This is a genomic window from Oceanobacter sp. 5_MG-2023 (genome assembly GCF_030548165.1).
GTDB lineage: Bacteria > Pseudomonadota > Gammaproteobacteria > Pseudomonadales > Oceanobacteraceae > Oceanobacter.
Window position 1 is genome coordinate 81,887 of sequence record NZ_JAUORS010000002.1, and the last position, 21,130, is coordinate 103,016.

21 protein-coding genes are annotated in these 21,130 nt (G+C 53.2%); all 21 read left to right on the plus strand.

Going from position 1 to position 21,130, the window contains the following annotated elements; all coding sequences use genetic code 11:
- Positions 1-38: 38 nt before the first annotated feature.
- The gene (locus Q4551_RS01925) at positions 39-998 is read left to right on the plus strand and encodes a S49 family peptidase (RefSeq protein WP_303431467.1); all 960 of its coding nucleotides are present in this window, start codon (positions 39-41) and stop codon (positions 996-998) included.
- 8 nt (positions 999-1,006) lie between these two features.
- The gene (locus tag Q4551_RS01930; RefSeq protein WP_303431469.1) at positions 1,007-1,579 is read left to right on the plus strand and encodes a YceD family protein; all 573 of its coding nucleotides are present in this window, start codon (positions 1,007-1,009) and stop codon (positions 1,577-1,579) included.
- A 14-nt stretch (positions 1,580-1,593) separates the two neighbouring features.
- Positions 1,594-1,779, plus strand: coding sequence for a 50S ribosomal protein L32 (gene rpmF / locus Q4551_RS01935; protein ID WP_303431471.1), 186 nt, complete (start codon positions 1,594-1,596; stop codon positions 1,777-1,779).
- A 1-nt stretch (position 1,780) separates the two neighbouring features.
- Positions 1,781-2,791: a phosphate acyltransferase PlsX gene (gene plsX, locus Q4551_RS01940; protein ID WP_303431473.1), complete on the plus strand. Its 1,011-nt coding sequence runs from the start codon at positions 1,781-1,783 to the stop codon at positions 2,789-2,791.
- A 195-nt stretch (positions 2,792-2,986) separates the two neighbouring features.
- Positions 2,987-3,925 (plus strand): ACP S-malonyltransferase, encoded by a 939-nt coding sequence (gene fabD, locus Q4551_RS01945; RefSeq protein ID WP_303431474.1) that lies wholly within the window; start codon positions 2,987-2,989, stop codon positions 3,923-3,925.
- A gap of 2 nt (positions 3,926-3,927) precedes the next feature.
- Positions 3,928-4,668: a 3-oxoacyl-ACP reductase FabG gene (gene fabG, locus Q4551_RS01950; protein ID WP_303431476.1), complete on the plus strand. Its 741-nt coding sequence runs from the start codon at positions 3,928-3,930 to the stop codon at positions 4,666-4,668.
- A gap of 42 nt (positions 4,669-4,710) precedes the next feature.
- Positions 4,711-4,944, plus strand: coding sequence for an acyl carrier protein (acpP, locus tag Q4551_RS01955; protein ID WP_303431478.1), 234 nt, complete (start codon positions 4,711-4,713; stop codon positions 4,942-4,944).
- 74 nt (positions 4,945-5,018) lie between these two features.
- A complete protein-coding gene (gene fabF, locus Q4551_RS01960; RefSeq protein WP_303431480.1) occupies positions 5,019-6,260 on the plus strand; it encodes a beta-ketoacyl-ACP synthase II in 1,242 nt (413 codons plus the stop codon).
- A gap of 5 nt (positions 6,261-6,265) precedes the next feature.
- Entirely contained in the window at positions 6,266-7,099 is an 834-nt protein-coding gene (pabC, locus tag Q4551_RS01965) for an aminodeoxychorismate lyase (protein WP_303431482.1), read from the plus strand.
- Complete coding sequence (gene mltG / locus Q4551_RS01970) at positions 7,096-8,151, plus strand: endolytic transglycosylase MltG (protein WP_303431483.1); 1,056 nt, start codon at positions 7,096-7,098, stop codon at positions 8,149-8,151. The genes pabC and mltG overlap by 4 nt, the downstream gene beginning before the upstream one ends.
- A complete protein-coding gene (gene tmk, locus Q4551_RS01975) occupies positions 8,148-8,810 on the plus strand; it encodes a dTMP kinase (protein ID WP_303431485.1) in 663 nt (220 codons plus the stop codon). Before mltG ends, tmk begins: the two co-directional genes overlap by 4 nt.
- On the plus strand, positions 8,807-9,826 hold the full coding sequence (gene holB, locus Q4551_RS01980) for a DNA polymerase III subunit delta' (protein WP_303431486.1): 1,020 nt from the start codon (positions 8,807-8,809) through the stop codon (positions 9,824-9,826). The genes tmk and holB overlap by 4 nt, the downstream gene beginning before the upstream one ends.
- Positions 9,826-10,170, plus strand: a complete 345-nt coding sequence (locus Q4551_RS01985; RefSeq protein ID WP_303431488.1) for a PilZ domain-containing protein — start codon at positions 9,826-9,828, stop codon at positions 10,168-10,170. Before holB ends, Q4551_RS01985 begins: the two co-directional genes overlap by 1 nt.
- A 149-nt stretch (positions 10,171-10,319) precedes the next feature.
- Positions 10,320-13,217, plus strand: coding sequence for an insulinase family protein (locus Q4551_RS01990; RefSeq protein ID WP_303431490.1), 2,898 nt, complete (start codon positions 10,320-10,322; stop codon positions 13,215-13,217).
- A gap of 109 nt (positions 13,218-13,326) precedes the next feature.
- Positions 13,327-13,710 carry a VanZ family protein gene (locus tag Q4551_RS01995; protein WP_303431492.1) on the plus strand — a complete coding sequence of 128 codons (384 nt, stop codon included), beginning with the start codon at positions 13,327-13,329 and terminating at the stop codon, positions 13,708-13,710.
- Between the two features lie 72 nt (positions 13,711-13,782).
- A complete protein-coding gene (cas3, locus tag Q4551_RS02000) occupies positions 13,783-16,530 on the plus strand; it encodes a CRISPR-associated helicase Cas3' (protein WP_303431493.1) in 2,748 nt (915 codons plus the stop codon).
- A gap of 66 nt (positions 16,531-16,596) precedes the next feature.
- On the plus strand, positions 16,597-16,860 hold the full coding sequence (locus Q4551_RS02005; protein WP_303431494.1) for a DUF1778 domain-containing protein: 264 nt from the start codon (positions 16,597-16,599) through the stop codon (positions 16,858-16,860).
- Positions 16,861-17,065: 205 nt separating this feature from the next.
- A complete protein-coding gene (locus tag Q4551_RS02010; protein WP_303431717.1) occupies positions 17,066-17,566 on the plus strand; it encodes a GNAT family N-acetyltransferase in 501 nt (166 codons plus the stop codon).
- Positions 17,567-17,636: 70 nt separating this feature from the next.
- Positions 17,637-19,280 (plus strand): type I-E CRISPR-associated protein Cse1/CasA, encoded by a 1,644-nt coding sequence (casA, locus tag Q4551_RS02015; protein ID WP_303431495.1) that lies wholly within the window; start codon positions 17,637-17,639, stop codon positions 19,278-19,280.
- Entirely contained in the window at positions 19,277-20,038 is a 762-nt protein-coding gene (casB, locus tag Q4551_RS02020) for a type I-E CRISPR-associated protein Cse2/CasB (RefSeq protein ID WP_303431496.1), read from the plus strand. The genes casA and casB overlap by 4 nt, the downstream gene beginning before the upstream one ends.
- A 23-nt stretch (positions 20,039-20,061) precedes the next feature.
- Entirely contained in the window at positions 20,062-21,126 is a 1,065-nt protein-coding gene (gene cas7e / locus Q4551_RS02025) for a type I-E CRISPR-associated protein Cas7/Cse4/CasC (protein ID WP_303431497.1), read from the plus strand.
- The last annotated feature ends 4 nt before the right edge of the window (positions 21,127-21,130 follow it).

Consider the following 21,130-nt stretch of genomic DNA (forward strand, 5'->3'; position numbering starts at 1 on the left):
TGTCTGTATGTTGTCACTGAATAAATTGGAAGTCATGCATGAATCGTCCTGAAGACAGCAGTAAAGAGTGGAAGTTGATCAGCAAGTTGGTGATGGACTTGCAAAAGGAACAGCGACGGTCACGCCGTTGGGGAATATTTTTTCGGGTGCTGATGTTCAGCTATCTGTTTGTTGTGCTGTGGATGTTCCGTACACCACTGGAAGATGCAGCAGCAGGGGGCAGTGCTGGCGGCGAGCCATTTGCGGCGGTAGTTGAAGTCACAGGTGCCATTGCGGCAGACAAAGAAGCCAGTGCCGATGCGCTGATCAGTGGGATTCGCAAAGCATTTGAAGATCAGGATGCCCTTGGATTGATTCTGCGCATCAACTCACCCGGGGGAAGCCCGGTACAGGCCGGTTATGTGTATGACGAGATCAAGCGCCTGAAAGAAACCCGCCCGGATTTTCCAGTGTATGCCGTGATCGTAGACCTGGGTGCTTCCGGGGCTTATTACATTGCCGCTGCCGCCGATGAAATTTATGCCGACAAGGCCAGCCTGGTTGGCTCTATTGGTGTGGTGGGTTCCGGCTTTGGTTTTGTGGATGTAATGGACAAGCTGGGGGTTGAGCGCAGAAGCTACACCGCCGGGGAGCACAAGGGGTTTTTGGATCCATTCTTGCCGGAGCGTGCTGATGAGCGTGAATTCTGGGAAGGCGTTCTGGCAGTTACCCATAAACAGTTTGTTGAGCAGGTACGCAACGGCCGTGGCGATCGTCTGAAAGAAACCCCGGATATGTTCAGTGGTTTGATCTGGTCTGGCGAACAAGCACTGGAGATGGGGCTGATTGACGGCCTGTCATCTACCAGCCAGCTGGCACGAGAACAGTTGGATACCGAAACCCTGGTCAACTTCACCTTGCGGCCCAACCGTTTTGAAGAGCTGGTTGGACGCTTGGGAGCCAGTATGGGTCGTGGGCTTTCCAGTGTTTTTGTCGATCAGGGTATTACGCTGCGCTGATACTGGCGTTGGTTAATCAAATAATTTTGACAACAGGAGGCGAGATACCTATTATCTCGCGCACTATGGCAGAGGCACAAATACCCCACCGGGTTGATGCACCTAAACTTGTTGAACATAATCAACAGTTTAAGGCAGCAATCAACAGTTCCGATCTTCCTCGTCTGAACGAAGCCGTCGATCAGTGTCTGGCACCGATCGACTGCGTTATTTCTTTCGAAAAAGATGCTGAACGTTTTCGTATGATTGTGGGTAGTTGTTCTACTCGTGTCGCCATGACTTGCCAGCGTTGTCTGGGGAGAGTGGAGATAGCGGTTGGTAGTCAGTTTTCACTGGGTTTGGTTTTTAATGACGAGCAGGCGAGAAATTTGCCTAAACGTCTTGAACCTGTGGAAATGGACGAAAATGGCGTGATCGACCTGTGGTCGGTGTTGGAAGACGAAGTGCTGTTGGCACTGCCTGCTTTTCCAACCCATCCCGAGTCCGAATGTCAGATTCAGCAGCCCGAGCCTGAAGACATAATCAGTAACGAAAAGCGGCCCAACCCGTTTGACGTTTTGGCACAGCTCAAACAGAAATAGTGTAGGAGCCAATCATGGCTGTTCAGAAAAACAAAGTAACTCGATCCAAGCGTGGCATGCGTCGTTCACACGATGCACTGGATACTGCTTCAGTAGCCCTGACCACAGATCCAACCACGGGTGAAATCCACCGTCGTCACCATGTGAGCGATGATGGTTTCTATCGTGGTAAAAAAGTTGTGGAGACTGGCACCAACTAAGATGTTAACCATCGCGGTAGATGCCATGGGCGGGGACTTAGGTCCCCGCGCTGCGTTTTATGGCTGCAAAAACCTGCTTGGCAAGCATCGGCAAGTCAGGGTGATGCTGTTTGTTGAGCAAGGCTGGGTTGGTGAAGCCACCCGGAGCGCGGCAGAGTTTTCTGACCGTATCAGGATTGTAGGTTGCGGTACCAGTATCGCGGCTGATGAAAACCCTTCTGTAGTACTTAAAAAGCGCCAGTCTTCATCCATGGTGATGGCTCTGTGTGCGTATCGCGATGGTGAAGTGCAAGGTGTGTTGTCAGTTGGCAGCACGGGTGCACTGATGATTCTTTCTCGCCGCTTGTTGGGTGTACTTCCTGGTATCGATCGTCCTGCTCTGGCAACGCAAATCCCGACCCGTGGCAAACCTTTGTTGCTGTTGGATCTGGGGGCTTCTCTGGGAGCTACCTCGTCGCAGCTGGTGCAGTTTGCTGTGCTGGGGGTAGCCTGGTGCCGTTCCATGAAAATAGAGCGGCCGGATGTGGGCTTGCTGAATGTTGGTCATGAGTCTGGCAAGGGCACGGCGGATATCCGTACTGCCGATTCGATACTCAGCTGTTTGTTGCCTGAGAATTACGCCGGTTTTTATGAAGGCGATGATCTGTATCGTGGTGATCTGGATGTCATGGTCTGTGATGGTTTTACCGGTAATATCGCGCTGAAAACCAGTGAAGGGTTGACCGACTGGCTCACCCAGATGGTAAAAGACGAACTCAAGCAGCATTGGGTGTTGCGGCTGGTGTCGCCCTTGTTGCGGCAGGCGTTCAAGCGTATTCACAAACGTATTGCACCCACTCGACATGGCGGTGCCATGTTGTTGGGAATTGATGGTGTGGTGGTGAAAACCCACGGTAAATCTGATATATCTACTTATGAATTTGCCATGGGGTATTTGGTCGAGCAGGCCATAAATCATGACCGTGAGGCACTAATCAGGCAGATTTTGCCCATGCAAGAGGCGATTGCCTGAAACAAATTCATTAAAATTGTGCCAATTGGGTGTTTACTGGAGCGAGCGAGAATCCTACTATGGCGCCGCTTCCGGGTTATTGGACACCGTATTTGTTTTGAATCAGTGTGCTTTGGCCTCTGGAACCGGTTTCCAACTGGTATCAATACATGCCCGCTACAACAACGGCAGCTAACCGATTTGGTGATTGATAATATGACAGAAGTAATCGCAATTTTCCCCGGTCAGGGTGCTCAGCAAGTGGGTATGCTGGCGGATTTGGCCGCAGAATACAGCCTGATCGGTGATACCTTCGCAGAAGCCTCGGAAGCGCTTGGGTTTGATCTTTGGGCGTTGACCCAGGATGGCCCGGCGGAAACACTCAACCAGACCTATAATGCCCAGCCAGCCTTGCTGACGTCCAGTGTTGCCCTGTTGCGCTTGATTCAGGCTCATTGTCCTGCGTTGCAAATTGTTGCCGCGGCCGGTCATTCGTTGGGTGAATATTCGGCGCTGGTCGCCGCTGATGCGATTGATTTTGTTGATGCTGTCCGTCTGGTACGGCAGCGAGGCCAGCTGATGGAGCAAGCCGTTCCTGCTGGTCAGGGCGGCATGGCCGCGATTCTGGGGCTGGATGAAGCCACTCTGCGTCAGGTTTGTGACGATGCCAAACCAGCTGGAGTGGTCGAACCGGCCAATTTTAATGCACCTGGCCAGATTGTTATTGCCGGTGATATGGCTGGTATTGAAAAAGCCATCGAGCTGGCCAAGTCAGCCGGTGCCAAACGGGCTTTGCCATTGGCGGTGAGTGGCCCGTTTCACTCCAGCCTGATGCGGGCAGCGGCACAGAATTTCAAAGGTGCTCTGGCAGACGTCAACTGGCGGGCGACGGAATTTCCGGTGTACCACAACGTTGATAACGAGCCGGCACCCTTGGCGGAAATGCAAGAAAAATTGCTGGATCAGTTGTACAGCCCGGTTGACTGGACGGGTGCGATTGCTGCAGTACGCAGCAAAGCGGATGTGGCGATTGAATTTGGTCCTGGCAAGGTATTGGCAGGGCTCAACAAGCGTATCGATAAAACCCTGACAACCTGTGGTACTGGTGATCTTGCCAGCGCCCAGGCAGTCATGGCCATGATTCAAGGACAATAAGCATGACAGACAAGGCACTGGCACTGGTTACTGGCGCATCCCGGGGTATTGGGCGAGCGGTGGCCGAGCGCCTGGCAGGCAAAGGATATAAGGTCATCGGCACGGCGACCAGTGAATCGGGTGCAGCGGCTATTCGTGAGGCATTACAAGTAATCGATGCCGACAACGACGCCGTGGTGCTGAATATTTCAGATGCAGAACAGACCAGTGAGGCCCTCAAGGCGCTGGTTGCTGAGCATGGTACGCCCGCAGTACTGGTGAATAACGCCGGCATTACTCGTGACAACCTGTTCCTGCGTATGAGCGACGATGAGTGGCATGCGGTGATCAATACCAACCTGACCGGCGTGTTCCGTGTCTGTAAGGCACTGGTCAAACCGATGATCAAGGCGAAAGCCGGTGCCATTATTAATATCAGCTCCATTATCGGCACTACCGGTAATGCGGGTCAGGCTAACTATGCAGCGGCCAAGGCCGGTCTGGAAGGCTTTTCCCGTTCTCTGGCACAGGAAGTGGCCAGTCGCAACATCACGGTTAATTGTGTTGCACCGGGTTTTATCAAAACAGACATGACGGACGTCTTGCCTGAAGCCCAAAAAGAAGCCATCCTGTCGTCCATTCCAAGCAAGCGCTTGGGGCGGCCAGACGAGATTGCCAGTGCTGTTGCCTTTTTGGCCAGTGACGAAGCGAAATACATTACAGGCCAGACCATTCATGTGAATGGCGGTATGAATATGGGTTAGGGTCGCACTGACCTTCGAAACACTGAAACGGTAGGAAAAAACATGAGCAATATCGAAGAACGCGTAAAAAAAATCGTCTGCGAACAGCTGGGCGTTAAAGAAGACGAAGTGAAAGCAGCTTCTTCTTTCGTTAATGACCTGGGTGCAGATTCTCTGGACACTGTAGAGCTGGTAATGGCTCTGGAAGAAGAATTTGAGACTGAGATTCCAGACGAAGATGCCGAGAAGCTGACTACCGTTCAGGAAGCAATCGACTACATCGTTGCGAATCTGTAATAATCGCGACGTCTGAAAGCCGCCTCTTCGGACGCGGCTTTTTTTGTGTCTGAGACGGGGAAACGAAAACAGTGATGACGAAACGACGCGTAGTGGTAACGGGCCTGGGAACTGTTAACCCAATGGGTCTGGACGTGGCGACAACCTGGCAAGCAGTGTGTCAGGGCAAATCCGGCATCGGACCGGTAACGCATTTTGATGCCAGCAGCTATTCAACCCGAATTGTCGGGTCAGTAAAAGACTTCGATGTAACCAGTGTTATGTCGGCCAAGGAAGCACGCAAACTCGACCCGTTCTTGCAATACGCAATGGTGGCAGCCGAACAAGCGATGCAGGATGCCGGATTTCCTGAAGATCTCGATCGCACACGCTTCGGTGTTGCCGTTGGTTCAGGAATTGGTGGACTGAACACCATTGAGCAGAATTACCAGCAACTGACCAAAAGCGGTCCTCGCCGGGTGTCACCTTTTCTGGTGCCCGCTGCGGTGATTAATATGGCGTCGGGCAATATTGCCATTCGTCATGGCCTGCAGGGCCCTAATTTTGCTATTACGACCGCCTGTACCACAGGTACCCACAATATCGGTTACGCCGCCCGGACGATTGCGTACGGCGATGCCGACCTGATGCTGGCAGGAGGCACAGAAGGTGCATCTTCTCCGCTGGGTATGGCTGGTTTTGCGGCCGCAAGAGCCATGAGCACCCATAACGACGAGCCGGAAAAAGCCAGTCGCCCATGGGATAAAGACCGTGACGGTTTTGTACTGAGTGATGGCGCAGCGATTCTGGTGCTGGAATCACTGGAACATGCCCAGGCACGTGGTGCTCATATTTATGCCGAACTGATCGGATTGGGCATGAGCGATGACGCCTACCATGTGACCAGTCCACCGGTAGACGGTTCAGGTGCATGCACCGCGATGACCAATGCGCTGCGAGATGGCGGTGTGACACCGGATCAGGTGGACTATATCAACGCGCACGGCACATCGACGCAAGTGGGTGATATTGCCGAAACCAACGCCATCAAGACGCTGTTTGGGGATCATGCCTACAAACTGGCGGTGTCATCGACCAAATCCATGACTGGCCACTTGTTGGGTGCGGCAGGGGCGATTGAAGCCATGTTCACCATTTTGACGATTCAGGATGGCATCATCCCGCCGACAATCAATCTTGACAATCCGGATGACGGTTGCGATCTGGATTATGTGCCGCATACCGCCCGCAAGGCTGATGTGTCGATTGCACTGTCCAACTCCTTTGGTTTTGGCGGCACTAACGGCAGCTTGCTATTCTCGCGTTTTAACGGCTAAGACCAGTGACCAGGGTACTTTGTCGATTGGCGGGTCAGTGGCAGGACGATTGGCCTGCCACTGACCGAGGCCTGCACTATGGCGACGGTTTGTTCGAAACCATGCGCCTGTCCGCTGGCCGTATTCCTTTATGGCCATTGCATCAGGCCCGGCTACAGGCCGGGATAACGGCGCTGCGCTTCCCGTCAGCCACCATGGACGACGTCTTGCAAGCACTGGCGACGCTGCCCGAGCCTCAACGGCTGGATCGTTACTCGGCGGTCAAACTGCTGCTGAGTCGTGGCACTGGGCCGCGAGGTTATGCCATCCCCGAACCGACAGCGATCAATCTGCAGCTGCACCTGTTTGATGCCCCCCAGTGGCGCTGGAGCGGGTTATCGGCTGAGTGCCCTGGGTTGACCATTGGAGTGAACCCGGTACGGCTTGGGCGGCAGCCCCGGCTGGCCGGATTAAAACACCTGAATCGGCTTGAGCAGGTGTTGGCCCGGGCAGAATTCCAGCCAGGCTGGGATGAAAGCCTGATGCTGGACGATCAGGAACAGGTGATAGAAGGATGTTATTCCAATCTGATAATCCGTCGTGGTGGGCAATGGTTGACGCCGTCACTGGCGACATCCGGTGTCAATGGCGTGGTGCGGCAGTGGTTGCTGCAACAGCTGGATGTCACCGTCACTGGCTTGTCGCTGGATGACATCAAACAGGCCGATGCGCTGTTTATGAGCAACAGCCTGATGGGGATTGTGCCGGTGGCCCGAATGGACACGACAAGTTATGCCCCAACCTCTGAAGCATTGGATGTCATGCGGGTGTTGCAGACCAGACTGGAGAGTCTTTTTTGAAAAAAATATTGGCGTTGATCGCTACCTTGCCAGTACTGCTGCTGGCTTTGAGCCTGGCGGTCTGGACGTTACCTGCCAGCAATGATGACCTTGTCCGTATCGAGATCAAGGCGGGGGATACCCTGACTGGCAAAGCCCGACAATGGGAAGCCGATGGGTGGCTGCCTTCGGCCTTGCTGTTACGTATCCAGGCCCGAGTATTAAATAAACAACACTTGCGCGCCGGGGAGTACGATGTTCCGCCACAGCTGACTGGCCCGGAGTTGCTCACCTGGCTTGAAACCGCCGAAGCGGTCACCTATCGGGTACGGCTGATTGAAGGCACCCGTCTGGTGGATGCATTGGCCAATATCGCCAGCGCCAACAAGCTCAAGCAGGATATCCAGCCACTGACGCCAGAACAGGTTGGGCAATATCTTGGTATTGATGGCAACCCCGAAGGCTGGTTGTATCCGGACACCTATGTTTATTCCAGTGGCGCATTAGCCTCTTCGGTCATTACCCAGGCCTACCAGCGTATGCAAAACCAGTTACAGGAGGCATGGAGCCAGCGAGACAAGGATCTGCCGTACAGTACGCCCTATCAGGCACTGGTGATGGCCTCGATTGTTGAAAAAGAAACCGCCGTGGCCTCCGAGCGTCCTCAAATAGCCGGTGTCTTTGTGCGGCGCTTGCGTAAAGGCATGCGACTGGAAACCGACCCCACGGTGATCTACGGCCTTGGAACGGACTTCTCCGGCAATCTGCGCAAACGCCATCTGCTGGATCGCAGCAACGTCTACAATACCTATCGCAACCATGGCTTGCCGCCCAGCCCGATCGCACTGGCCGGTCGGCAGGCACTGGATGCCGCACTGCACCCGGATGAGGGTGATGCCTTGTTCTTTGTGGCGCGCGGGGACGGCTCACACGTGTTCTCCGCGACGTTTGCGCAGCACAACAAGGCTGTGTACCAATACCAGATACGTAACCGCAAGGCGGACTACCGTTCAACGCCGGAACCGGCGGCACCTTCTTCACCCGCATCGCCTGACGCAGGAACACAACCATGACTTCAGCCAACACCCCGCCGCCACGCGGCAAATTCATTACCTTTGAAGGAGGGGAGGGTGTTGGTAAGACGACCAACGTCCAGTGGTGTGCCGACTGGCTGATGGAGCGCGGGCTGGAGGTAATGGTGACCAGAGAGCCTGGGGGGACACCGATTGCCGAGCTGATTCGCAACAAGTTGCTTAAAGCCCATCATGCCGAGTCCATGGTGCCAATGGCCGAACTGCTGCTGGTGTTTGCCGCCCGGGTACAACATCTCGAAGCGGTTATTTTACCGGCGCTGTCACAGGGCACCTGGGTATTGTGTGACCGTTTTACGGATTCCACCATTGCCTATCAGGGGTTTGGTCGAGGTCTGGACCTGGGTAGTATCGAAACGCTCAAAAACCTGGCTCAGGGCACACTGGAACCAGACTGTACCTTGCTGCTTGATGCCCCTGTTGACGTTGGAATGGCACGGGCACGTGGTCGTACAGCCATCAGCGGTGAAGACATCGATCGCTTTGAAACAGAACAAATGGCTTTTTTTGAACGGGTAAGAGACGGCTTTCAAGCCCTGGCGGCGACCCAGACCCGTTTTGTTACTCTGGATGCCACTCAGTCACTGGATGATATTCAATCCGAGTTGGCGATTCGGCTCAGCCTGTTGAGTGGGCTATGAGCGATTCTCACTGGTCGCATGTTTATCCTTGGCAGTCCGACCTTTGGGATAGCCTGATCAAACGGCATCAGCAGCAGGGGTTGCCCCATGCACTGATGCTTACCGGTGTTGAAGGAATTGGCAAACACGCCCTGGCGCTGGAAACGGCGCGCTGGCTACTCTGTACCCGTCGGATTGAACAGCATGCCAATGTTGCTTGTGGCGAATGTCACAGCTGTCGTTTGTGGCAAGCAGGCAATCATCCGGATTTTATGGAATGCCAGCCAGAAGACGACAGTCGACAAATTCGTATCGACGGCGTGCGCAAACTCAACGAATTTCTGATGCAAACACCGCAAATCAGCCCGTGTCAGGTGGTCAGCCTGCATCCGGTGGAAGTCTTGAATGGCAACGCCGCCAACGCCTTGCTTAAAACCCTGGAAGAACCACCGGGCGAAAGCTTCCTGTTACTCGAAACCGAGCGTCTTGGCTCGGTCATGCCGACCATTCGCAGCCGCTGCCAGCGTTTGACACTGGCGACACCATCGCCGCAGCAGTCCCTTGACTGGATGCAGGCCAACGGCTGTGACCCCTTGGTGGCTGAACAGGCGCTACGCATGAACCAGATGGCACCGATCGCGGCTCTGGCATGGGTACAACAACAACGCCATGAACAACATAACCACTGGTTGCAACAACTGCAGCAATGGTCCAACGGCAGCTTGCCACTCGATGCCATGGTTGCCATCTGGAAAAAAGACGAGCTGACCGGGATTCTGTCCTGGTTGGGGCAGCTGAGTGCTGATTTGATGCGGGCACATATGGGGGCCGACCACAGCCAGTTGCTGGAGCCTGCCATCTTGGGCTGCTTTGACGCATCTACTCTGCAGCCCGCAAAACTGATAGCCTTGCATGACCGGATCAACAGCACATTAGGGCAAATACAGTCCGGTGCCAGCTATTTTAATCGCCAGCTGTTGCTGGAATCATTGATGATCGAGTGGCAAACACTCGTAACCAACCCAGGGAGAGACTGATGGCCAATATGGGGCGTAGCGGTATTCTGACGCTGACCATCAAAGATAAGGCTGTTCTGTACGGTGCGTATATGCCGTTTCTCAAAGAAGGCGGCTTGTTTATTCCAACTAACCGCAGCTACAAGTTGGGTGATGAAGTCTTTTTGTTATTAAAGCTGATGGATGACCCGGAAAAACTGCCGGTGGCAGGCAAGGTTGTCTGGATTACACCGCAGGGAGCACAGGGAAATAAAACGGCCGGTATTGGCGTCCAGTTCTCTGGCGATAACACCATGGCACGGGACCGGATCGAAACCCATCTCGTCGGGGCGATGAAATCTGAACGCCTTACCCACACCATGTGATACCCATGTGCCTGGACACGCCCGGCCTGACCGGCCCTGTCTGTGGCGCGACACCCGTTCTGTCACGTCAAGCACTCTTCCGATCGCACGCGACCGGAAAGTGATGTATACGGAGTACGAACGTCGTCTGAACACTACAAGGTTTGTATATGTCTGATTCTGCTTTTCGTCACCTGAGTGCCACACCGGTTGAGTCGCTCAACCTGGTGGTTCACCACTATGAACACACCGGCACCGGGGCGGTCCACTACCACCTTGAGTCTGATCACGACGAAAAGGCCTTTATGGTCGCAGTCCGTACCATGCCGAAAGACTCCACCGGGGTCGCCCATATTCTTGAGCATACGGTGCTGTGCGGCTCAGAAAAATTCCCGGTGCGTGATCCTTTCTTTATGATGACCCGGCGCTCGCTCAACACCTTTATGAACGCCATGACCAGTAGCGACTGGACCGCCTATCCGTTTGCTTCCCAGAACGACAAAGACTTCAATAATCTGCTTGATGTGTATCTTGACGCGGTGTTTTTCTCGCGACTGCATCCGCTCGATTTTGCCCAGGAAGGCCATCGTCTGGAACTGGAAGACCCGCAAGACCCGAACTCCAGGCTGGTCTTCAAGGGCGTGGTGTTCAATGAAATGAAAGGGGCCATGTCTTCACCGGTGTCACAACTGTGGCAAGGTATCAGTGCCTACCTGTTTCCAACCACCACCTACCACTTCAACAGCGGCGGTGATCCGGCTGAAATTACCCAGCTCAGCTACGAGCAGTTGATGAGCTTTTACAAAAGCCATTACCACCCCAGCAACGCGGTGTTTATGACGTTTGGCAATCTCGACGTTGACGCACTGCAAGCACGGCTTGAAAGCGAAGTCTTGTCCCGCTTTGAGCGGCAGACCCAGCGCTGGAGCGTACCCGCAGAACAACGTTATGCCGCGCCAGTTGCCGTACAGGAATACTACGGCGTCGACAGCGACGACCTCAGCGGTAAAACCCACCATGTCACCGGTTGGCTGCTGGGCTCTTCGGTTGATCTCGACGCCCAGCTGGAAGCCAACCTGCTCAGCCAGATTCTGCTCGATAACAGCGCTTCGCCATTACGCCGGGCGCTGGAACAAACCGAACTGGGTGGCTCACCATCGCCGCTGTGTGGGCTGGAAGAATCCAACCACGAAATGAGCTTTATGTGTGGCGTCGAAGGCAGTGAGCCGGAACACGGCCAAGCCATTGAAACCCTGATTCTCGACACCCTGCAACAGATCGCCACCGATGGCGTGGACGCTGACATTGTTGAATCCGCCTTGCACCAGCTGGAATTGCATCAGCGGGAAATCGGCGGCGATCATTACCCATACGGTCTGCAACTGGTGTTTAACGCCTTGCCCGCTGCGATCCACCATGGTGACCCGGTGGCAATGCTCAATCTGGATCCGGCGCTGGCCCGCTTGCGCGCCAACGCCAGCCAGCCAGGCTGGGTGCAGGCAACCGTGACCCGGTTGCTGCTCAACAATCGCCATCGGGTACGTTACAGCCTGTTGCCGGACGCCGGGCTGAATGCGGAAGCCAAACGACTGGAACAACAGCGACTGGATACCATTCGCGCCAACCTGACGGAACAACAGCTGCAAGCCATTCGCGACCAGGCGGAGGCGCTGCAACAACGCCAGGCGGCAGAAGACGATCCCGGCTTGCTGCCCCAGGTGACTCTCGAGGACGTCAAACCGGATATCCACTACGTTGCCCCCGATAATCATTACACCGACACACTGACAACCACTGAATATGTTACCGGCACCAACGGTATTCTTTACCAGCAACTGATTGTCGGCCTGCCAGCATTCAATGCAGAACAGCTCAGCTGGCTACCTATGTTTACCAATGCCTGGAGTGAAGTGGGCGCTGGCGGTAACGATTACCTCACCCAACAAATCAAGCAGACCGCACTGGTGGGGAGCCTGTCGAGCTACGCCTCTATCCGTGGTGATGTCGACAGCAATCAGCACCTGCACGGTCACCTGGTGATGAGCGGTAAGGCCTTGGGCAGTAAAGCAGAGGACTTCAGCGCGCTGATGAAAGAGACCTGGCAGACTCCGACTTTCGACGACAATGCCCGGTTGCTGGATCTGATGACGCAAATGAAAGCCCGTCGCGAGCAAGGTGTGACCGGCAGTGGCCACAGCCTGGCGATGTCAGTCGCGGCGTCGACCTTGAACCCGGTCGCCAATATCACCAATATCATGACCGGTATGCCCCAGCTGGTTGAATTGAAACAACGACTGAAACAGGCGCAACAAGACGGTGGCGCCTCGCTGTCGGCAGCGCTGAACAGCCTGTACGCCTGTATTGCCAGCAGCCCGGATGAAGCCTTGCTGATTCACGACGCACCATATCGGGAAATCCACCTCGATGCACTGCAGCAACAGTGGCCCCAGGCATCGGCCAGTACACCCATCGACTTGCCCTGGACACCCGTTGCGAGCGCTAATTACTGGATGGTCGATTCCCAGGTCAATTTCTGCGCCTGGGCGTTGCCCACCGTCTCTATGGTGAACGAGGACGCCGCCGCCCTGTCGGTATTGGCAGGTGTCATGCGCAACGCCTACCTGCACACTGCCATTCGTGAAAAAGGCGGTGCCTATGGTGCCGGTGCCACACAAGACAACAGCAGCAGCTGCTTCAAGTTCTACTCCTATCGCGATCCTCGGGTAGAAGGAACGTTTGATGATTTCGCGGCTTCTATCGACTGGGTGCTGGAACGTACCAACGGCGATGACCTGGTTGAGCAAGCAGTGCTGGGACTGATTGGCGGTATGGATCGCCCCGGCTCTCCGGCCGGAGAAGCCAAACAGGCATTCCATATGGATCGGGGTGGTCGCACCCGGGCTCTGCGTCAACAATACCGCGAGCGTCTTCTGTCTATTCGCTGGAGCGATGTTCAGCGGGTCGCCGCTACCTACCTGCAAGGGCAGGAGGGCAGCAAGGCAGTGATTGCGCCACGAGGCACACAGGATATTGCCGCGGCACTGGGTCTGACCGCACAAGACTTTTAGACCATCGGTTTTTAAGTCAGACTTTTCACTACCAACGCTTGAACTACACAACCAGTAGGTGTTTGCCGCCTGCTGGTTGCTTTTTTTTACCCACTTTTAGAGCAACCTGATGACCATCTTGCTTTATCTCGCCCGTATTTTGCTTGTCGCCGTACTGGTTGTGGTGGTTTGGGCTTCGCTCAAACAAACCGGCAGTGCCATCGCAGGATCCGACAAAACTGCTCACTTCCTTGCGTATATGGCATTGGCTGGACTGGGGCTGGCCAGCTTTCAGTTATTGCGCAATCAGGGATTGTTTATGCTGTTCTGCCTGGCACTGGGAGGCGCGATGGAACTGATTCAGGGACAGCTTCCCAGTCGAGTCATGGGCTGGGACGACATGCTGGCCAACAGCCTGGGCGTGCTGGCAGCGATTGTCGTGTATTGGCCTTTGAGGAAATGGATTGACCGGCTGCTGGGGCGGGGAGGAGCTGCTGTTATTCGTGGTGAATAACGTCGTTCTTGCGTATCTGCTGCGGCAGGACATTATCTGGCAACGATATGGTGTATTCAGGGAGGAATTCGTATGGTCGAGCATAACTATTATCGCTATCTGGGCAAGGCCAGTGCTGGGGAAGGCAGTACGCCCCGCTACCATTTATTGGCTTATCACTCGCTTGACGTGGCGGCAACGGGGTATACGTTGTTGTCTCAGAAGGATGGATTACTGGACGATTTGGCGGATTTACTGACGCTTCCTCCAGAGTCATTAAAACGTCTGCTTACCTTTCTGTTGGCATTACATGATCTTGGCAAGTTTTCGGCGGCTTTTCAGCAATTGCCTGTGTTTTCGGCTTTCCCTTCCGGGCTTAAATCCCCAGCCAGAGTCTATGATGCCAGTACACACCGTCATGATCGTTTGGGTAGCTACCTGGTGGAACAATTGTTTCGCCACGGCCAGGTTGATATTCCAAGTTGGAATTATCGATCGGTTCATGCTCGTAAAAGTGCCGTGCAGTTCAGTAAATTAATGGATGTCATGCTTGGCCACCATGGCAAGCCGATCAATGCTCGTACCGATGGGATGCAAGCTTTTTATTGCGAGGAAAATATTGCCGATGCGTCAGCTTTTGTGGCAGATGTGTTCAATTTGCTCGATGTTGATATACCCATTGAACAACTGGTAAATAAAGAGTGGCAAGATCGATTCACTCTGGCCAGCTGGGTTCTGGCCGGTTGGGCAGTTATCTCAGACTGGGTTGGTTCGGATCAGCAATATTTCCATTACTGTACTGATGTGATGCTGGTTGATGAGTATTGGCCAATAGCGCAACAAAATGCTCGTAGAGCGTTGAATGCAACGGATCTGATTGCCGGTATTCGGGCCAGTGATTTTCCAGGGTTTCAAGCCCTGTTTGGTTTTGAGCCAACGCCGTTACAGCGTTGGGCGGAACACGTCGAGTTATCCGAGCAGCCGCAACTGTTTATTCTGGAGGACATTACCGGGTCGGGTAAAACTGAAGCTGCATTGACGCTGGTGCATCGATTGATGGCGGCAAAACACGCCAAGGGTTTTTATTTTGGCTTGCCGACCATGGCGACGGCTAATGCCATGTTTCATCGTCTGGCAGATCATTATTTGAAAATGTTTGACACGAGTTCTGACCGTAAGCCCTCGTTGGTATTGGCACACTCTGCCCGCGCAATGGATGAGCGCTTCCGGGAGGCTGTCGGGGTTCAGGGAGCCGATGACAGTGCTTATGATCATGATGATGAAACCGCCAGCTTGTATTGTAATCACTGGCTGGCAGACTCTCGCAAAAAAGCCCTGTTGGCCCCGGTAGGGGTTGGCACGATCGATCAGGCTTTACTCGGGGTGTTGCCACGGAAGCATCAGAGTTTGCGGGTGCTGGGGCTGCATCACAAAGTATTGGTGTTCGATGAAGTTCACAGCGCTGATGCCTATCAGCTGCAATTGCTGGAAACCCTCTTGAAGCTCCACCTCCATCAAGGGGGGAGTGCTATATTGCTCACCGCTACCTTGAGCTTTGATGCTCGTGAGCGGTTGTGCCGAATCTGGAATGAGGTACCGGTGTCGTCATGGGGTAAGCCTTTAAGGGGCCCTTGGTTGACACAGTCGAGAAGACTGGATGCCTTTCCTTTGGCGACTCGTGTTGCAAAAGGGAGTATTCCGGATGAGGCATCTGTGGGCGGTAGAGCTGCAGTTTCCCGGCGAGTCGACGTTGATTTTTTGCATGATGTTGAGCTTGTGATCCAGCAATTGTTGGCTGCGGCTAAAGCGGGGCGTTGTGTTGTGTGGGTTCGTAACTCCGTTGGGGATGCCCAGCAAGCCTATGACACCATTAACCAGCGATTGGCTGATTCTCCATCAGACTCTGTCTGCTCTTGTGAAACCCTGTTGTTTCACAGTCGCTTTACGCTGCATGATCGTCAACGTATCGAACGGCAGGTATTACATTGGATTGGAAAAGCGAGCCAACCGGTCCACCGCGCTGGCAAAATCATTGTCTGTACCCAGGTATTCCAGGAAAGCCTGGATGCTGATGCGGATTTGTTGATAACCGACTTGTGCCCAATCGATGATCTGATTCAGCGGGCAGGGAGACTGCATCGTCATTTTCGGCAGTATCGGTTGGGCGAACCTCCCAAACTACTGGTTTATTCGCCAGAATGGCAAGAGCAGCCAGGCCTTGATTGGCTGCAACAGGATTTTCGAGCGACACAAGCAGTGTATCAAAGTCCGGCTTCGCTCTGGATGGCAATGAAAGTGCTGCGAGAGGAGGGCGGATACCGTATGCCGGACGATGCCAGACGGTTGATCGAATCGGTTTATGGTGAGTTGGCTCCAGCGTTGCCAGAAGCTTTTGAAACGATTGAATTGGAATATCGAACGGCGCAGCGTCGCAAGGCCAGTGCTGGCCAGATTCGTCGTATATCCATTGAACAGGGTTATAGCTGGGGGGTTGATGGCGACTGGCCAGAGGATCAATCTGATCTCAGCACCCGTTACCAGGAAGTTGATCAGGATTCGCTGGTTTTGGTACGTCGGGTTGATGACCAGTTAATCCCCTGGGTGACTGATGCACAATTCGCGATAGAGCTCAGCACCGTCAAGCTCGCATCGAATAAACGTAAACAGCTGACAGCCTTGCTGGGCCCTTCGGATGGCAAAAGTGGCTCCCCAGACGTGCTGGATTTTCTGCAGCGTTATCGTAATGCCAGATACCAGTACCTCTGGTTGGCGGAAGAAGATGAGGTGATGCGGTATTGTATGGAATCAGGTGTTATTGCTGGCGTAATAAATAAAAGCTAATGTCTTTCAGTTATTTTGATTGGTATAGTGTGTATCAAATGAATACACAAAAAGACAGGTATTGTTATGGCTAGAACAGCGCCAATCAATATGAGAGTTGAGCCAAGTCAACAGGCACTATTGACCAAGGCAGCAGCTTTGGTACACAAGGATAGAACATCTTTTATCTTGGAGGTTGCCTGTCGAGAGGCTGAGAATATACTGCTCGACCGGCGACTCTTTCAGCTGGACGATAGCGCATTCCAGGCATTTGAAGAAGCGCTTGATCGGCCAGTACCTATGAATACAAAGCTGAAAAATCTTTTGTCGGAAGAATTTCCCTGGGATTGAGGGAATCTGTAAAACCCCGCAAAGCGGGGAACAACAGCGAACTACAGCAGTAAACTACAGCCATCGTTGGTATATCTCCAAATTGTTGGAGAACAGTTTGAGTCTAACTGATAGTCGTATTTTTAAAAAGGAAGACGATAGCTGTTGTTTTTTTTTGGAAATTGTTGATATTCTGGATGCCAGGCAAAGATAGGAGTTTGTATTGATGGGAGCGCTGCTACAGCCTATGGCATTGAATCATACTCATGAGTTACTGGGGTTCGATTGCGGCAACGAGACCTTGAATGAATGGTTGATAAAACGTGCGCTCAAAAATCAGGCCGGTGGGGCCAGTCGTACTTTTGTGATCTGCTCTGAGCAGAGGGTGGTTGGTTACTATGCGCTGGCAACAGGCAGTGTCGAACGTGCGCTGACGAATAGTAATTTTGCTCGTAATATGCCAGAACCTATTCCGGTGATTGTATTGGGACGGTTGGCGATTGACACGCGTTGGCAGGGGAAGCGATTGGGCGCTGCTTTATTAAAAGACGCACTGACAAGAGTTTTACAGGTGTCCGATCAGGTAGGTATTCGGGGAGTATTGGTACAAGCAATCTCAGATGCTGCAAAAGTTTTTTATCAGCAGTATGGATTCCAGCCGTCGCCTGCGGATGACATGTCGTTACTGATTTCTGTTAAAACCATACGGGAACATATTGTCTCGTGACTACCCCGATAGATTTTTTACTCTGAGCAAGCATAAAACGAAGGTTTCGATAGATAACACAGGAGGTGTGATGAATCTGCTCAATGACCCGTGGCTACCGGTTATTCTGATCAACGGCCAGCAAACAAATATCCGCATGGCAGAGATTGTCAGGCCGGATATCCAAAATCTTGCATTTCCTCGCACCGATTTTCAAGGTGCTGCCTATCAGCTGATAATCGGCGTATTACAAACCGCGTTTGCGCCGGAAAATGAAGATGATTGGCTTGAGCGTTTGCAAACCCCACCGTCAGAAGACAATCTGCAGCAGGCGTTCGAACAAATAGCCCATGCCTTTAACTTGGCTGGCGATGGCCCTTTGTTTATGCAGGATTTTGACTCATTAGAGAGCGCCAAATCATCATCTGTTGCGTCGCTGTTGATCGAAGCTCCGGGCGAAAACGGCATCAAGCTTAACACCGACTTTTTTGTTAAACGGCAGATTGTGCAGCAGATGTCGTTACCGATGGCGGCCTTGGCCTTGTTTACGCTACAAATCAACGCGCCTTCTGGAGGTCAGGGGCATCGTACCGGTTTGCGTGGTGGTGGACCGCTATCGACACTGGTGTTGTCGAATCAGACTGATGCCACGTTGTGGTCATCGCTGTGGCTGAATGTTATGTGTTTGAGTTGGCTCCAACAAGCGATCAAAAATGAATGGCCGGAACCGGATTTTACCGATGGTTCAGTATTTCCCTGGTTGGCCGCCACCCGTACCAGCGAGAAGAAGGGTAGTGCCGTACTACCAATAGATGTACATCCGCTGCAGCGCTATTGGGCTATGCCTCGTCGTATTCGCTTGATCCCCGAAGAAAGGGAGGGGCAGTGCGATCTTTCTGGAATGGTATCGAAACCGCTGGTCAGCCAATACCGGTCACAAAATTACGGCGCTAACTATGAAGGTGACTGGTATGTCCACCCATTCACACCGTATCGCGGTGATCCTAAAAAACCTGAAAATGAACGTTTGTCGATCAAGGGTCAACCTGGTGGCATCAGCTATAAGCACTGGGATGTCTTGCGGCTGGCCGCAGATAGCAGTTCTGGTGCTAACCAGACCCCTGCATTAGTGGTCGAGCATATGCATGAAATGGCCTACCAGCTGGCAGATGAGCTGCAAGACCAACTGCGTTTATGGGCGTTTGCCTACGATATGGACAATATGAAACCCCGTGGTTTCTATAGCAATGAAATGCCGTTTGTTGCTTTGCCACCGGCGTTGGAAAAAGCCTTTTTTAGCGAGGTTAAACGGCTGCAAGGCTTGGCGACGGACATACTCAAACAAGTACGCTCCCAGATCAAAAAGGCCTGGTTTGAACGCTCTGAAGATGCCAAAGGCGACTTCGGCTTTATTGATCTCACCTTTTGGCAGCGAACGGAAGTGCACTTTTTTACTGCCATCAGTGAGCTTGGCAAAATCGCCAAGGCGCACCCGGATTATCTGCAATTGTCGCCAGAGAGTGCCCGGCGTTGGTTATGGTCCATGCAGCGCAGCGCGCTGGATATCTTTGACGAAACGGTACTCTCCAGTGAGCCAGAACCACGCAAAATGAAAGACAAGATACAGGCCAGAAACGAACTGAAAGCCTGGCTGAATTACAGTAAAAAACCGATTCAACAGTTCAAAACGGATTATCAGGTTGACGTAACCAAACCACAGGAGGTGAACCAGTGACAATCGCACCCTATTGCCAGTATTTAACGGAAGAGCAAGCCAAGCAGCTTCGACGCTGGCACCAATCGATGAATGCGGCTCCGAGTGAACTACAAGAGCAGAATATTATGCCAGCACCTTCTGGCCAGCGAGCCAGGTTATGCCGATCTGAAAATCTGCCTGCGCTCCTGATGACCGATGGGTTTCGTCGGCTCTGGTTTGCGATCAACCCTCCAGAACAAAATGATAATGACGACGCTTCCTGCTTGCCAGACGACGGCAAGTCAGCGGTCAAGTCGGTACCGAGCGAGCGGGTACAACACACTCCGTCACCAACCAAACGCAACTACCTGAATAACCACTTCGCCATGCTGGCCTGGGCCTGTGTGGCGGGTGTATTGGCGGATGTACGGACCGATGTTACCCCAAGGGCAAAAACCAAAGCCCCTGCCAAGGGAAAATCCAGAAGCGAAGAAAACATCGATTATCGCTCGCTGGCCGCTATGGCCGGATCACCTGCAAAAAACAGTGATCGCTCCCAGTTGAGTGAGCTGAGATTTCAGCGGCTTCAGACCGCAGAGAGTGAAGAAGAGTTGTTACTGCTATTGCGCCGTCTGGTGAAACAACTGGATCGTAAGGCACCACTGGCCCGACTGGCCGACGACATCCTCTGCTGGATTGCGGAATATCACGACCGTGTGCCCCGGGACGTCGAAAAACGCATTGCTCTGAAATGGGCGACTGAATATTACCGCGCTGCCAGCAGCCACTCTAAATAAACTCACCGTAAAAGGAATTCATCATGAGCCAGTTTTTACAGCTTCATATCCTCACATCTTATCCGCCATCCAATCTCAATCGTGATGATATGGGCCGACCCAAAACTGCCCGTATGGGCGGCAGTGAGCGCCTGCGCATCAGCTCCCAGAGTCTGAAACGACACTGGCGCACATCCGACTTGTTTGAGGATGCTTTGTCCGGCCATATCGGCACGCGTACCAAAAACATCGGCCCCAACGTTTATGCTGAACTGGTGGCTAATGGCGTGGCTGAGAAAAAAGCCAAAGAATGGGCAGCAGACATTGCCAATGTGTTTGGCAAGGCAAAAAAAGAACAGCTGGAGATTGAACAACTGGTGCATGTCAGCCAGGCGGAGTGGGAGGGCGCCATGGCGTTGGCCAAACAGTTAGCTGAAGAACAAAGGGCCCCGGTAAAAGAAGAATTGGAACTGTTGCGTAAGGACCGAATGGATGCCGATATCGCCTTGTTCGGTCGTATGCTGGCATCCAAACCTGCTGAAAATGTCGATGCTGCCTGTCAGGTTGCTCATGCTATCAGCGTCCATTCCGTCACCATTGAAGACGACTATTTCACCGCAGTGGATGATCTGAACGACGGACAAGATGATCTTGGTGCCGCGCATATTGGCGAGCGGGGTTTTGCTGCTGCCTTGTTCTACAGCTACCTTTGTATCAACGTTGACCAGCTGGTGGAGAACCTTAACGGCAATAAAGATCTTGCTGACAAAACACTCAAGGCACTGACGGAAGCCGCTGTCAAAGTCTCGCCAACTGGCTATCAAAACAGCTTCGGCAGCCGCGCTTATGCCAGTTACGTATTGGCAGAGCAAGGCGAGCAGCAGCCTCGCTCCTTGTCTGTTGCCTTCCTCAAGCCCGTAGACGGGCGAGAGCAGGGTATGGCGCTGGACACCATCGACGCGCTAAACAAACAAGTCGAGATTTTCGACCAGGTCTATGAACCTTGTGCAGATACTCGCTACGCACTCGATGCCGTCACCGGCCAGGGAAGCTTCAAGGAATTGTTAGCATTTGTTGGTTTGAATGATGAGATCGGCAGCGGGGAATAGCCAA

Coding starts and splice junctions, on each gene's coding strand:
- Q4551_RS02005 (WP_303431494.1), top strand. CDS start 16,597: ATGGCTAGAACAGCGCCAATCAATATGAGAGTTGAGCCAAGTCAACAG.
- Q4551_RS01990 (WP_303431490.1), top strand. CDS start 10,320: ATGTCTGATTCTGCTTTTCGTCACCTGAGTGCCACACCGGTTGAGTCG.
- acpP (WP_303431478.1), top strand. CDS start 4,711: ATGAGCAATATCGAAGAACGCGTAAAAAAAATCGTCTGCGAACAGCTG.
- Q4551_RS01985 (WP_303431488.1), top strand. CDS start 9,826: ATGGCCAATATGGGGCGTAGCGGTATTCTGACGCTGACCATCAAAGAT.
- Q4551_RS01925 (WP_303431467.1), top strand. CDS start 39: ATGAATCGTCCTGAAGACAGCAGTAAAGAGTGGAAGTTGATCAGCAAG.
- fabG (WP_303431476.1), top strand. CDS start 3,928: ATGACAGACAAGGCACTGGCACTGGTTACTGGCGCATCCCGGGGTATT.
- tmk (WP_303431485.1), top strand. CDS start 8,148: ATGACTTCAGCCAACACCCCGCCGCCACGCGGCAAATTCATTACCTTT.
- fabD (WP_303431474.1), top strand. CDS start 2,987: ATGACAGAAGTAATCGCAATTTTCCCCGGTCAGGGTGCTCAGCAAGTG.
- Q4551_RS02010 (WP_303431717.1), top strand. CDS start 17,066: ATGGGAGCGCTGCTACAGCCTATGGCATTGAATCATACTCATGAGTTA.
- cas7e (WP_303431497.1), top strand. CDS start 20,062: ATGAGCCAGTTTTTACAGCTTCATATCCTCACATCTTATCCGCCATCC.
- cas3 (WP_303431493.1), top strand. CDS start 13,783: ATGGTCGAGCATAACTATTATCGCTATCTGGGCAAGGCCAGTGCTGGG.
- holB (WP_303431486.1), top strand. CDS start 8,807: ATGAGCGATTCTCACTGGTCGCATGTTTATCCTTGGCAGTCCGACCTT.
- Q4551_RS01995 (WP_303431492.1), top strand. CDS start 13,327: ATGACCATCTTGCTTTATCTCGCCCGTATTTTGCTTGTCGCCGTACTG.
- casA (WP_303431495.1), top strand. CDS start 17,637: ATGAATCTGCTCAATGACCCGTGGCTACCGGTTATTCTGATCAACGGC.
- rpmF (WP_303431471.1), top strand. CDS start 1,594: ATGGCTGTTCAGAAAAACAAAGTAACTCGATCCAAGCGTGGCATGCGT.
- fabF (WP_303431480.1), top strand. CDS start 5,019: ATGACGAAACGACGCGTAGTGGTAACGGGCCTGGGAACTGTTAACCCA.
- plsX (WP_303431473.1), top strand. CDS start 1,781: ATGTTAACCATCGCGGTAGATGCCATGGGCGGGGACTTAGGTCCCCGC.